This window comes from Lamprocystis purpurea DSM 4197, assembly GCF_000379525.1.
Lineage (GTDB): Bacteria > Pseudomonadota > Gammaproteobacteria > Chromatiales > Chromatiaceae > Thiodictyon > Thiodictyon purpureum.
Map to the genome: position 1 here is coordinate 87,022 of NZ_KB902441.1, position 13,002 is coordinate 100,023.

Sequence of the window (13,002 nt, forward strand, 5' to 3'; positions counted from 1 at the left end):
GGGCTCAGGCCGGCGGCGGGGCGATCTTGTCGTTGATGCGCATCGGCCGCGTGGCGTCCAGGATGATGGCGAAGCTCACCCGCTCGAAGGTACGAAAGACCATGAGGACACCGGAACGCTCGAAGGGATGGATGAAGGTGCTGCGCGTCCGCCGCATATCGGTGGTAGGCGGAAGCGGCGTGTTGGCATCCGGCTCGTTGGCACGCCAGCGGCGGGTCGTCCAGTCATTGCCGAACCAGAAGGCGCCGGACAAGGGCGTCTCCTCCTTCCAATTCCAGTTGTAGCCACCCCGACGAACCAGGTCCTGCTCCTTGTTACCACCTTGATAAATCTCGAAGATATGACCGGACTCCAACTTCTCGCGAGTGCCGAGATTGATGACCACCACATCATACTGACCCACTTGGCTCACCCCGTTCAACACGCTCAGAATCTGACCACGCAGCCCGGCGGGGCCTGGCCGTGGATAAAAATTGGAGAGGGTCTCTTCCAGCGCCGCGGGGATGACGCGATCACCAATGGCGACCTCACGCTCGGCGCGCAATACCCGCAATTTAGCGGGATCGCCGACCCGTTCGAGCGCCGCATTGGCGACGAAGGTCGCCTCGTAGCCCAGCACCTCGTTGGTCTTGGGGTCGCGCAAGGCATCACCGGGACGCAGAATCTGAAAACGGTCCGGCGCGGCGCGGTCGATCCGCCGCACATAGACGGTGTCGCCGATGCCGGCCACGATACCCTCGTCCGGGAAGCCGACGACATAGGGCGCGCGCTTGACCTGATCCGACTCCGCCACGTAAGGCTGCGTCAGGAAAGGGCCGATGTACGCGATCGGGATGGTGGGAACCGCATCTTTCAGCGAGCTGACCCGCACCCGCGGGTGGAGCTTGACCACCCGCATGCCGCCCTGGTAGCCGGCGTCCGACGCGCCGCTGCGATCGACGCTGATCCGCGGCCGGCCATCGACCATCGTGAGGCGCAGCACATCGCCCGGGTAGATCAGGTCGGGGTTGCCGACGTCGCTATTGGAGCGCCAGACGTCGCGCCAGCGCCAGGGGTCCCGCAGGAAGCGGCCGGCGATACTCCATAAGGTGTCGCCGGTTTTCACCTGGTAGGTATTAGGGGCATCCGGCAGCAGTTCAACCGCCTGCGCCGCGGTCACGCCGACCAGGAGCGCGGCTGCGAACAGCAGCACCAGCCCCCGACGGGCCAAGGCCGCGCCCGCGTGAAACCGAGCACGGACGCGGGGGCTAACGCGAGCCGGACCAACGACAGTGGGAAAGTGAGCGGGCATGGATCCTCCGGCGGGGTCGATTCCAGATTCACCCGACCCCATTAGGCGTGTAGTATGCATCGGATAGTAGCGCATGGTACCGCGGCGCTTCCAGCAACCAAGCGGGCAACTTCACCCCCGCGGATGGCCCATGCGCCCGCGGAACCAGCTTCGACCTCAGTTCAGGTATGGCACAGCTCGATATCCTCACCTTTCCAGACACCCGACTGCGCACCCAGGCCGCGCCGGTGGCGCAGGTCGATGCGCGGGTCCAGCGGATCGTCGCCGATATGTTCGAGACCATGTACGAGGCCCCCGGCATCGGACTGGCCGCGATTCAGGTCAACATCCCGTTGCAGATCGTTGTCATCGACTGCTCGGAAGAGCACGACCAACCCGTGTGTCTCATCAACCCGCAGATCCTGGAACTCCGCGGGATCGAGCAGATGGAGGAGGGCTGTCTGTCGGTCCCCGGGTTCTATGAGCCGGTCACGCGCGCCGAGGCCGTGCGGGTCAGTGCGCTGGACCGCACCGGCACACCCTTTACACTCGACACCGACGGGCTCCTGGCCGTCTGCATCCAGCATGAGATCGATCACCTGCATGGGAAACTTTTTGTCGACCATATCTCGGCCCTGAGGCGGCAGCGCATCCGCCGCAAACTCGAGAAGGGCCAGCGCCAGAACAAACCCGCGGAACAACCGCGGCGGCGGGTCATCTGATTGCGTATCCTATTCGCCGGAACACCCGAGTTCGCTGTACCCTGCCTGCAGGTCCTGATCGCGGGCGGCCATGATATCGCCGCGGTTTACACCCAGCCCGACCGGCCGGCCGGCCGCGGGCGCACGCTGCAGCAGAGCCCGGTCAAGCTGCTCGCCCTCAAGCACCGCATCGCCGTGCGCCAACCCGAATCGCTCAAGCGCGACCGGGCGGCAGTCGCGGCCCTGCGCGATCTCGGTGCCGACCTGATGGTGGTCGTCGCCTACGGTCTGTTATTGCCGCGCGGCGTGCTCGCCGCCCCGCGTCTGGGCTGCATCAACGTCCATGCCTCGCTGCTGCCCCGCTGGCGGGGTGCGGCCCCCATCCAGCGTGCCGTGCTGGCGGGAGACAGCGCGAGCGGCGTCTGCATCATGCAGACGGAGGCCGGACTGGATACCGGTCCGGTCTACCACCGACTGAGCATCCCGCTGGCGCCCCGCGAGACCGGCGGCAGCCTGCACGACCGGCTCGCCGCCCTGGGCGCCCAGGCGCTGAACGAGGCCCTGCCCGGCATCGCCGACGGCTCCCGCCAGGCACAGCCGCAGGACCCGGCGTCGGCAACCTATGCCCATAAGCTCACCAAGGAGGAAGCCGAGATCGACTGGACTCAGCCGGCCGCCGCCATCGAACGTCTGGTGCGCGCCTTCGACCCCTGGCCGGTGGCCCAAACCCGGTGTCACGGGGAACCCTTGCGCATCTGGTCGGCCGAGCGCGTCGCACCCGCGGACACCGCGGACACCGCGGGGAGCGCCGCCGACGCACCCGGCACCGTGGTCGCCACCGACCGCACGGGGATTGCCGTCGCGACCGGCGACGGCATCCTGAAGATCACCCGGCTGCAGCCGCCCGGCAAGCGCCCCATGGACGCCGCCGATTTCCTCAATGCCCGCACGATGGATGGCGTACACCTTGGCTGAGCGGCGTTCCGGCCCCCCCTCCGACCGCGGACTCGACCGTTCGCCCGACCGTCGCCCCGAGGAGCCCGAGGCGGCAGGTGGTGCGCCGCGCGCTGCCGACGCCAACCCCTGGCCGCAACGCCTCCCGGACCGTGACCGCCCCCCACAGCGCGGCGGCGCGCAGCGGGCCGGACCACCCCATCGGGAGTCCGATCGCGGACACCCCAGGGACGACGCCAGGCGCGGCGAGCGCTCAATCTGGGGCCAACCCGCTGGGCCCCGCGGCACCACGCGCACCAATGACGGTGCCGACGCACGCGCCGCCGCCGCGATCGCACTGCATCGGGTCCGCGACCGCGGACAGTCCCTGACGCGCGTTCTCACCCAAGCCACCCTGCCCCACCCGCCGGCCGACCGCGCACTCACCCAGGAGTTGATCTACGGCGCGCTGCGCTGCCTGCCGCGCCTGGAGGCCCTGGTGGGGATGTTGCTGCATCACCCGGTCAAGCCGAGCGACCGCGACCTGGAGGCCGTGATCCTGATCGGGCTCTACCAGCTCACGGTGCTGGACACGCCGCCCCATGCCGCGGTCGCCGCCACCGTCGAGGCCGTCCGGCTGATCGGCAAGCCGGAGAAGACCGCGCTGGTCAACGCCCTGCTGCGGCGCTTCCTGCGTGAACGCGAGGCACTGCTGGCGGCGGCGGATGCGCTGCCGGGCGCCCGCTGGCTGTTCCCCGACTGGCTGCTCACCGCGCTGCGTCACGACTGGCCGGACGCTTGGGAGGCCATCGTCACCGCCAGCAACGCCCGCCCGCCCATGAGCCTGCGCGTCAACCGCACCCGCGTCGACCGGCGGACCTACGCGGGTCTGCTCGCCGCGGCCGGAATCACCGCGCGACCGATCCCCGCCACCGAATCCGGACTGATCCTGGACCGGCCGGTGCCGGCCCAGACGCTGCCCGGTTTCGCTGCCGGCCTGGTCTCGGTCCAGGACGGCGGCGCCCAGCTCGCCGCCCAGATCCTCGATGCGCCACCCGGCAGCCGCGTGCTCGACGCCTGCGCCGCGCCGGGCGGCAAGACGGCCAACCTGCTGGAGCGCGCCGGCAATGCCCTGGACCTGGTCGCCATCGACAGCGAGACCAGCCGCCTGGACAGCGTGCGTGAGACCCTGACCCGACTCGGGCTCACCGCCACGGTCGCACGCGCCGACGCCGCCGCACCCCACGGCGACTGGATGACGCCGCCCTTCGACCGCATCCTGCTCGATGTGCCCTGTTCGGCCACCGGGGTGATCCGGCGGCATCCGGACATCAAGTGGTTGCGCCGCGCCGCGGACATCCCCGAACTCTGTGCGTTGCAGGCACGCATCCTGGACGCGATGTGGCCCCTGCTGCGACCGGGCGGGCGGTTGCTCTATGTCACCTGCTCCCTGCTCGCCGCCGAAAACCAGGACCAGATTGCCGCCTTTCTCGGTCGTTGGCCGGAGGCCCGCGAATGTCCGCTGGTGCCCGAGCCGGCGGCCGACCAGGCGGCCGCGTGGGGCCGGACCCGCACCCACGGGCGCCAGTTACTACCCAGCCCCGGCGGCAGCGACGGTTTCTACTTCGCGTTGATCGAGAAGACCGCCCCATGAGACTGGTGGGCGCGGGTCGATGTCGCCGGCCGCGGTGGCGCGCCCCGCTCAACCAACCGGGACGCTGGTGGTGGCCGCTCCTGGCGCTGCTGCTGGTCGGCAGCGTACTGGCCCAGGAATTCCGTGTCACCCAGGTGCACACCCGCCTGGTCGACGGCACCTACACCCTCGACGCCACACTCGCCTTCGATTTCTCGGCGGAGGCGCTGGAGGCGCTGGCCAACGGGGTCCCACTGACCATTCTGGTGCACCTCCAAGTCCGGCGCAGCAATGCCTGGATTTGGGAGAACAGCGTCACCGACCAACAGGTACGTTACGCCATCCGCCACAAGCCGCTCTCCGAAACCTACGAGGTTTACCGGCTGCCGGGCACCTCGGGACGCACCTTCGTCACCCGGGAAGCCGCCATGACCGCGCTGGGCGAAATCCAAGACCTGCAATTGGTCGAACAACGGCGGCTGACCGCCGGGGAAAACTACGCCGTCGAGATCAAAGTGTCGCTGGACATCGAAGAACTGCCCCTGCCGCTGCGGCCGATGGCCTACCTGCGCCCGGCCTGGAAACTCGCCAGCGGCTGGACCAAATGGCCGCTGACGCCTTAGCGCTGCAGCCTTCACAAGCCTGATGCATCGGCAATGAATCTGCGCATCCTCGGTATGGCCCCAGTCGCGGCCCTGGTCGTCGGCTTGTTTGTCGCCCTGGTGCTGATGCGCGATGCGATCGAGAACTCCGAGGCACTGAGCCGTGCCTTCGTGCCACTGCTGTTCGCGGTCCTGGCCGGGCTGTTGGTCCTGGCCGTGTTGGTGGCGGTGAACGTGATCAAGCTGGTGCGCCGCTACCGGCGCCAGGCGGCCGGCTCGCGTCTGACCTTGCGTATCGTCACCCTGTTCGCCTTGATCTCGCTCCTGCCGGTCGGCGTGGTCTACTACTTCTCACTGGGCTTTCTGCTGCGTGGAATCGACAGTTGGTTCGACGTGGAACTCGGCCGTGCCATGCAGGATGCCCTGTCGTTGAATCAGGCCTCGCTGGATCTGAATCAGCGGGTGCTCGGCAAGTATGTCGAGGCGCTGCTCTCCGGCATCCAGGATCGCTCATCCACCGCCATCGCACTGGCCCTGAACAGCATGCGCCGTCACGCCGGAGCCGAGGAGTTGACCGTGTTCGCGGCCGGTGGTCAGGTCCTGGGCACCGCCAATCAGGACCCGGCCAAGCTGGTTCCCAGCTTCGGCGATCGGGCGATCCAGCAGGAGGTCCGGGCCGGCAACAACTATGTGGGACTGGAGACCGGGCCAAGTGACGATCTGGTGATCCGGGTGCTGGTGCAGGATCCGAGCGGCCGGCCGATGTACATGCAGGCCATCTTCCCCACCTCGAGCCGGATTTCGGAACTCTCCGAGGGTCTGGAGACCGCCTATAACCGCTACACGGAACTCGCCTATCTGCGCAGTTCACTCAAGTTCAGTTTTTCGCTGACCCTGTCGCTGGTGCTCCTGTTCGGGCTGATGGCCGCGCTGATCGCCGCCTTCCACACCGCCCGCCGCCTGGTGGCGCCGGTGGCGGATATCGCCCGCGGCACCCGCGCCATCGCCGCGGGCGACTATGAGCAACAACTGCCGCTGCCCAAACACGACGACGAGTTGGCCTTTCTGGTCGCCTCCTTCAACACCATGACGCGGCGGATCGCCCAGGCGCGCGATGCCGCGGCACGCAGTCAACAAGCCGTCGAAACCCAGCGCAACTATCTGGAGACGGTGCTCGGCCGGCTGTCGTCCGGGGTGGTCACCTTCGACGACGCCCAACATCTGCGCACCGCCAACCAGGCCGCCCGGCAAATTTTGAACCTGGAGGTCCGCACCGGCGCGGAGCGGACCCTGAGCGACCTCGAACAGGAACAACCCTGGCTCGCCCCCTGGACCGAGGCGGTACGCGTTCACCTGGAATCAGGCCAGGACTGGCGCGAGGAACTTAGTCTGGCCCGCAGCGAAGGGCGCCAGACGCTGATGTGCCGGGGCAGCACCCTGCCGCTGCCGGGCAGCGCGGGACGCGGGCATGTCGTCGTCTTCGATGATATCAGCACGCTGATCAGCGCCCAGCGCAATGCCGCCTGGGGCGAGGTCGCGCGGCGCCTGGCGCACGAGATCAAGAATCCGCTCACCCCCATCCAGCTCTCCGCCGAACGGCTGCGCCACAAGTTGCTGGCCAAGGCGCAGCCCGCCGATGCCCAGATCATCGACCGCTCCACCAGCACCATCATCGCGCAGGTCGAGGCCATGAAGGCCATGGTCAACGACTTCTCGGACTATGCCCGTTCCCCCAAGTCGGAGCAGCAGCCGCTGGTGCTCGACCGATTGGTCCAGGAAGTCATGGACCTCTACCGCAGCGCGGGGTCCGGGGCCCTGACGCTGAACCTCGGCGCCCCCGGCGTCATGGTCCGTGGTGATGCGCTGCGCCTGCGCCAGGTGATCCACAATCTGATCAAGAATGCGCAGGAGGCTTTGGAGGGGCGACCCGACCCGCGGATCGACATCAGCACCTGCCGGTACGACCCGCAAGCGGCCGCCCAACCCGGCAGTTGCAATGGCGCGTCCGGCGGTGACCAGGTGCTGATTCAGGTCGCGGACAACGGCCCCGGCTTTGAGGCCGAGATCAAGGATCGCGCCTTCGAGCCCTATGTCACCAGCAAGTCGAAGGGCACCGGACTGGGATTGGCCATCGTCAAGAAGATAATCGAGGAGCACGGCGGTATGATCATCGCCGAGAACACCGGCAGCGGCGCGATCCTTCGGGTCCGGCTGCCGGTCTGGCAAGCGAGTCCGCACGCGGCGGCATAAGGAACGAGGCGAGTAGACAGACCCATGAGCGCTAACCATATCTTGGTCGTCGATGACGAACCCGACATCCGGCGTCTGGTCCAGGAAATCCTGGAGGACGAAGGTTACCGGGTCAGCGGCGCGGAGAGCGGTAACGCTGCGCGCCTGGCCCTGCGTGAACGCCGGCCCGATCTGATCCTGCTCGACATCTGGATGCCCGATCTGGACGGCATCAGTCTGCTCAAAGAGTGGTCCCAGGACGAGGGCCTGCCCTGTCCGGTGATCATGATGTCCGGTCACGGCACCGTCGAGACCGCGGTCGAGGCGACCCGGCTCGGCGCCTACGATTTCCTGGAGAAGCCACTGTCCATGGCCAAACTCCTGCTCACGGTGGAGCGCGCCCTGGAGGCCGAGAAGCTGCAGCAGGAAAACATCGGGCTCAAGCGCCGTACCCCCCAGGTGCAGGAACCCGTGGGCCGCAGCGCGGCGATGCAGCGCCTGCGCGAACAAGTCAAACGCATCGCCGCCCATGACACCTGGGTCATGATCACCGGCGAATCCGGCAGCGGCCGCGAGACCTTCGCCCGTTACCTCCATTCACAGAGCGCCCGCCGGGATCGCCCCTTCGTGGACCTCAGCGTCTCGGCCCTGGCCGGCGGCAACGCCGCGCGCGAACTGTTCGGCAGTGAGCAAGGCGGCCTGACTCACTACGGCAACCTGGAGAAGGCAGCCGGCGGCACCCTGCTCATCGACGAGGTCGCGGACATGGACCTGGATGCCCAGTCACTCCTGCTGGGTGCGCTCGACAGCGGATCCTTCCTGCGCGTCGGCGGTGCCGAACCGGTGGCGATCGATGTCCGGATCGTTGCCGTCACCCAGCGCAACCTGGAAGACGAGGTCCGGGCCGCCCGCTTTCGCGAGGATCTGTTCTATCACCTGAACGTGGTCCCGCTGAACATCCCGGCCCTGCGCGACCACGCCGAAGATGTCTCGGACCTGCTGAACTTCTATCTCGACTACTTTGCCACCCACGAGAAGCTGCCCTACCGCCGCTTCAGCGTCGGCGCCCAGAACTTCCTGCGCAACTATCTATGGCCGGGCAATGTGCGGGAGCTCAAGAATCTGGTGCAGCGCCTCCTGATCCTCGGTGCCGGCGATGAGATCAGCCAGAAGGAGGTTGAAAGCGCACTCGGTGCCCCGGCACCGGCGCAGGCGCAGTCACTCGAAGGCTTGGTGTCCTTCGACCAACCCTTGCGTCAGGCCCGCGAGCAATTCGAGAAAGCCTACCTGGACTACCAACTCGAAAAGCACGTCGGCAACGTCAGCAAGATGGCCAAGGAGGCCGGTATGGAGCGGACTCACCTGTACCGCAAGCTGCGGTCGCTGGGAGTGGAGATCAAAGAGCGGCGGTAACCCATGTCCATCATCGACAACTTCGAAGCCATGCTCGCCCGCGGTCAGGACTCGGCCCTGTTGCGCTATGGGCTGGGCAACGCCTACCTGAAGGCGCAGCAACCCGACCGGGCCGCCGAGCACCTGGCCTTGGCCGTCCGTCAGGACCCGGACTACTCCGCGGCCTGGAAGCTCTACGGCCAGGCGCTCGCCGCGCTCGGACAGCACCCTCAGGCCATCGACGCTTTCGATCAGGGCATTGCCACCGCGGAACGCAAGGGGGACATCCAGGCCGCCAAGGAAATGCGGGTCTTTCGCAAGCGGGTGGAGCAACTGCCGCGCGACTGATCGACAACGACAACGCCGCTGTTCGATGGTTATAGCCTTCGTACCTGATATCCAGACAGACCCTTAGGTGTAGGGGCGGGTTTGAAACCCGCCCCTAGCAGCCTGTCGGACTTTAGGCGATTTCCGAATAAGACGCTATCAAGAATCAAGCTCCGTAGGAGCCCGCTTGCGGGCGACGTGACCTNCCGGAATCGCGTCATTGTGCCCCACCCGTCGCCCGCAAGCGGGCTCCTACGGGTTGGATTTTTCGCGGAAATCACATTACGTTAGATTGTGGAGCAACAAAAAGCCTTTTTGTTGACTCATGCCCTTATCCTAGGGGCTAAGTCCGACAGGCTGCTAGGTCCGGTTATCACGTCCGAATGCTATAACCTGAGTGCGAAGTCCGCCGTGCGCGCCTTCTCGACCGCCTCGCGTCCATCCTCGGCGATCTCGACCGTGAGTGCGGTTTCCCGCAGCAGTTCCAAGGCGACCTCGCGGTTGATCGGTTCGTCCTCGACGAGCAGTACCCGTGCACCCGCGTGACATCGCCGCAGGGCAGCCTCGGCATCGTCCGCGTTGGGCGGCGCGTCGGAGGGACTGGGAGTCACCCCAAGACCACGATCCAGACGCACCGTAAACCAGAACAGGCTGCCGCGTCCCGGCGCGCTCTGCGCACCGGCCTCACCCCCCATCAGGCGGGCGAGCTGCGCGGTCAGCGACTGGATTTCCCGCTCGGCGCGCCGTTGTTCGGTGATCTCCTGCATCGCACCGATCATCCGAACGGCACGCCCGGATGTGTCACGCATCAGATAACCCCGATCGATCACCTGCACATAACGATCGCGTCGATGGGTGGCGTTGACCGCCGGCATCGTGGCGAGGGTGGCCAGCGTGGTCAGACGGACGCCAGGAAGCGACAAGACTGGATGGGTTCATACGGCAATACTCGTCTGGACCGACCATAGACAATTCAGGATAGCCGTGTCCGATGCCGACATCGTCGGCGTGTTAGCCGGTCGGCACCGCAATTCAGCGGCCCTGGTCCAGCTACAACCTCAACCGAACGCTTAAGCCGAAATCACGTACTTATAACAATGTGTGGACGGGATCACACTTTAGTCAGTCCATGAAAGTCTTGATGTGAAGCAATGCGACCCGCTTCACGTCCACTGCCTGGCGCCTCCCTTATAGTTCAGTCAACGGCGGGCACAGAATTCGCCGATCGCGACGCAACAAGAGCGTTGCCGGCAGCAGTCGGCACATTGTCGTTCAGTCAACTCCTCAGAGGGGACTTTCATGAAAGCCCGTCAGCCGATCTCCACCTCCAATACACCTTCACAGCGCGTAGCCCAGCACACACGGCTTTTTCATGCCATGAAACTGCTGATGCTCGCTGGGGTAGTGGTTGGTACCAATGGCGTCATCATTGGTACTGCCGGGGCCGCGGTAGACACCTGCGGGGCGCCGCCCAACACTTTAGCGACCGGGGCCGCGACGTTCTTGTGGCAGAACTGTGCGACCGGAGCCTGGACGCTATCGGTGACCGGCGGGCGCAGTGCAACCGATTTGACCTATATCGGTACAGTGACGGGGACGCAGGCCGCCGACTCCGTCGTCGGATCGTCGATTGAGGGCACGGATCAGTTGGATAACAGCGATCCGTCGACCATCCAATTCAATTTGCTTACCAAAGGCACGGCCAAAGATGTCTTCACGTTCAAGTTCCCGTCCGCGGCGCAGGTGTGCGTGAATGTGACGACGCCGACCGGCAACCTGCTGGTCGGACCGAGTCGGACACCAGTCATCTCCCCCGTGAATCTGCAGACCATGGGACCTTGCAGTCTCCCCTATCTGGAAGACGCGGATACCACCGACAGTGTGGACACCGAAGTTGATTCCGACCTGGGCGAGCGGCCGTTCCCCCGGATCACCACCGGCCCGATTCGGGTCACCGGCACTGCCGAGCAATTCTCAAAATATGACGTGATCGAGGCGAAGTCGTCCCGCTTCAGTTGGATGGCAACAGTCCAGGCGATCAATCCGGATACCGCGGCCTTGCGTATCCATTCACCGTTCGGCTACCAGGGCTATGGNGATNCAAACCCCTGCGCCTTCGGCAGCGGCATGCCCTTCAACGGCACCGGCCCTGCCACCACNGGCTGTGAGGTCTATGCCGGTCACTGGCTCTATGCCCCCGGCAGTNCGTTGCTGAGCGCCATNACCGCCACCACGACCTCCGTCCAGGTCTCCGACCCGAGTCGGTTCACCGCCGGCCGCTATATCGTCATCTATGACGGTGGTGCGGGCGCCTTCCTCAATGCGGAACATGCGCGCGTCACCGCGGTGAACACCGCGACCAAGACCTTGACCCTGAGCAATCGCGGCATGAAATCGACCGCCCGATCGCATCCGGCGGGCGCGATCCTCGCCGAGCATGTCATCGGCAATGGCGACGCCGGCGAGCCCGAGATCTGGGTCTACAACCACAGCACCACCTGTCCGCTGGACGCCAGCGGCAAACGCATGAACCAGGTCATGGCCGAATGGCTGGCCGCCAACTACAACAAGGATCAAAACGGCAAGGCGACAACCGCCAAGATCGCCGGCGTGATGTTCGACACGGACTTCCATTTCATTATGGACGCCTGGAACAAGAAGCCGGATGTCAACAATGACCTGGTGCTGGACGAGGGCATCTCCCCCACCGGCGTGAACCTCTGGGGTCAGGGGCTGGATGACTTCTATACCATCTTGCGCGAGCGTATACCGAACGCGCTGATCGTCGGTGGAATGACCGAGTCCCGCGGCTTCACCTCATTGAACGGCAACGATATGGAAGCCTGGCCACAGCGCAACATCGGCGATACGGCGCCGGATTACCGGGAGCTCGACGGCCGGTTGTCACAGTACAGCATGTTGATGCACCACGGCAATATCGGGCCCCGCTATTCACAAACCATCAACCGGGTGTCGACGCTGCGTTACACGTATTACAATAAGCGCGGCACCAGCAATGCGCCGTTCCGCTTCAGCCTGGGGCTGACCTTACTCGACGACGGCTACTACGCGCAGGAGAATAATACCGGCGTGGGTGATCCCTGGTGGGACGAATATGCTGTCGACGTGGTGCCCGGCTCGCCGACCTTCGGCCGCGCCATCGCCTCGAACCCGGCGAACGAGGCACAGGTGCGCCAGCACAAGGGCTGGATGGGATTCCCGCTGGGGCCGCGTTCTCGCATCTATGACCAGGCGGTTTTTGCCCCCGAGCGGAATCTGCTGACAAACGGCAATTTCGACACGAACCTGACCGGCTGGAGCGGCACCAATGTCTCGGTGACGATGGATACGGCTGCCCAAAACCGCATGGACGGCACGGGTGCACTCCACATCAGCCCGCAGCAGGTCTACGCGAAGGCGGAAAGCGGCGCAGCCGCCAAGGGCCCGACGCTGAGCCTCCAGAGCGGAGTTCAGTACACGCTGGCCTACGCCGTGAAGTCCAGCGCCATCCGCACGATCCAGGTCGCGGTGGGCGATGAAACCGAACAGATGACAATCCCCGCGCAGTGGAGCCGGCAGGTGTTTACGTTCACCGCCCCGCGCACCGGCAATTTCCAGGTGAAGTTCAACGTGGGCCGCGAGAGCACCGATGTGTGGGTTGACTCGGTGTACCTGTTCGCCGGCAATGCCGATGTGTTCCGGCGCGACTTCGACAACGCGGTGGTGGTGGTCAATGCGACACCGACCGCACGGACGGTCGATCTTGGCGGCACCTTCCAGCGCATCCGCGGCACCGGACAGGATCCCGTCAATGACGGCGCCGCCGTCACGCAAGTCACCTTGCCGGCCTACGATGCCATCGTGCTGGTTCGGCCCTAGGAATCGCTGTTGAACTGATCCGAGGCGAATGCTGCC

General features: G+C 65.7%; 9 protein-coding genes. 7 read left to right on the forward strand and 2 right to left on the reverse strand.

Annotated elements, in window-relative coordinates:
* Positions 1-4: 4 nt before the first annotated feature.
* Positions 5-1,210 carry a LysM peptidoglycan-binding domain-containing protein gene (locus tag A39O_RS0108260; protein ID WP_020504209.1) on the reverse strand — a complete coding sequence of 402 codons (1,206 nt, stop codon included), beginning with the start codon at positions 1,208-1,210 and terminating at the stop codon, positions 5-7.
* A 248-nt stretch (positions 1,211-1,458) separates the two neighbouring features.
* Here A39O_RS0108260 and def point away from each other — a divergent pair, with 248 nt between their 5' ends.
* Genes def through A39O_RS32620 form a run of 7 tightly spaced genes read left to right on the forward strand, consistent with a single transcriptional unit; the run spans position 1,459 to position 9,108 of the window.
* Complete coding sequence (gene def, locus A39O_RS0108265; protein ID WP_020504210.1) at positions 1,459-1,992, forward strand: peptide deformylase; 534 nt, start codon at positions 1,459-1,461, stop codon at positions 1,990-1,992.
* On the forward strand, positions 1,993-2,946 hold the full coding sequence (gene fmt / locus A39O_RS0108270) for a methionyl-tRNA formyltransferase (RefSeq protein WP_020504211.1): 954 nt from the start codon (positions 1,993-1,995) through the stop codon (positions 2,944-2,946).
* Positions 2,912-4,558 carry a 16S rRNA (cytosine(967)-C(5))-methyltransferase RsmB gene (rsmB, locus tag A39O_RS32615; protein WP_245561834.1) on the forward strand — a complete coding sequence of 549 codons (1,647 nt, stop codon included), beginning with the start codon at positions 2,912-2,914 and terminating at the stop codon, positions 4,556-4,558. The genes fmt and rsmB overlap by 35 nt, the downstream gene beginning before the upstream one ends.
* Positions 4,555-5,160: a DUF4390 domain-containing protein gene (locus A39O_RS0108280; protein WP_020504213.1), complete on the forward strand. Its 606-nt coding sequence runs from the start codon at positions 4,555-4,557 to the stop codon at positions 5,158-5,160. Before rsmB ends, A39O_RS0108280 begins: the two co-directional genes overlap by 4 nt.
* A gap of 33 nt (positions 5,161-5,193) precedes the next feature.
* Positions 5,194-7,389, forward strand: coding sequence for a sensor histidine kinase (locus A39O_RS0108285; RefSeq protein ID WP_020504214.1), 2,196 nt, complete (start codon positions 5,194-5,196; stop codon positions 7,387-7,389).
* A gap of 24 nt (positions 7,390-7,413) precedes the next feature.
* Positions 7,414-8,781: a sigma-54-dependent transcriptional regulator gene (locus tag A39O_RS0108290; RefSeq protein WP_020504215.1), complete on the forward strand. Its 1,368-nt coding sequence runs from the start codon at positions 7,414-7,416 to the stop codon at positions 8,779-8,781.
* A 3-nt stretch (positions 8,782-8,784) separates the two neighbouring features.
* Positions 8,785-9,108 carry a tetratricopeptide repeat protein gene (locus A39O_RS32620; protein WP_020504216.1) on the forward strand — a complete coding sequence of 108 codons (324 nt, stop codon included), beginning with the start codon at positions 8,785-8,787 and terminating at the stop codon, positions 9,106-9,108.
* A gap of 365 nt (positions 9,109-9,473) precedes the next feature.
* On the opposite strand, the gene A39O_RS0108300 is transcribed toward A39O_RS32620, so the two are convergent.
* Positions 9,474-9,962 (reverse strand): response regulator, encoded by a 489-nt coding sequence (locus tag A39O_RS0108300; protein WP_040527466.1) that lies wholly within the window; start codon positions 9,960-9,962, stop codon positions 9,474-9,476.
* Positions 9,963-13,002 lie beyond the last annotated feature (3,040 nt).

Bases quoted from the DNA above. Each gene is read 5' to 3' on its own strand.
- A39O_RS0108300 (WP_040527466.1), bottom strand. From the start codon at position 9,962: ATGCCGGCGGTCAACGCCACCCATCGACGCGATCGTTATGTGCAGGTG.
- def (WP_020504210.1), top strand. From the start codon at position 1,459: ATGGCACAGCTCGATATCCTCACCTTTCCAGACACCCGACTGCGCACC.
- rsmB (WP_245561834.1), top strand. From the start codon at position 2,912: ATGCCCGCACGATGGATGGCGTACACCTTGGCTGAGCGGCGTTCCGGC.
- A39O_RS32620 (WP_020504216.1), top strand. From the start codon at position 8,785: ATGTCCATCATCGACAACTTCGAAGCCATGCTCGCCCGCGGTCAGGAC.
- A39O_RS0108285 (WP_020504214.1), top strand. From the start codon at position 5,194: ATGAATCTGCGCATCCTCGGTATGGCCCCAGTCGCGGCCCTGGTCGTC.
- A39O_RS0108290 (WP_020504215.1), top strand. From the start codon at position 7,414: ATGAGCGCTAACCATATCTTGGTCGTCGATGACGAACCCGACATCCGG.
- A39O_RS0108280 (WP_020504213.1), top strand. From the start codon at position 4,555: ATGAGACTGGTGGGCGCGGGTCGATGTCGCCGGCCGCGGTGGCGCGCC.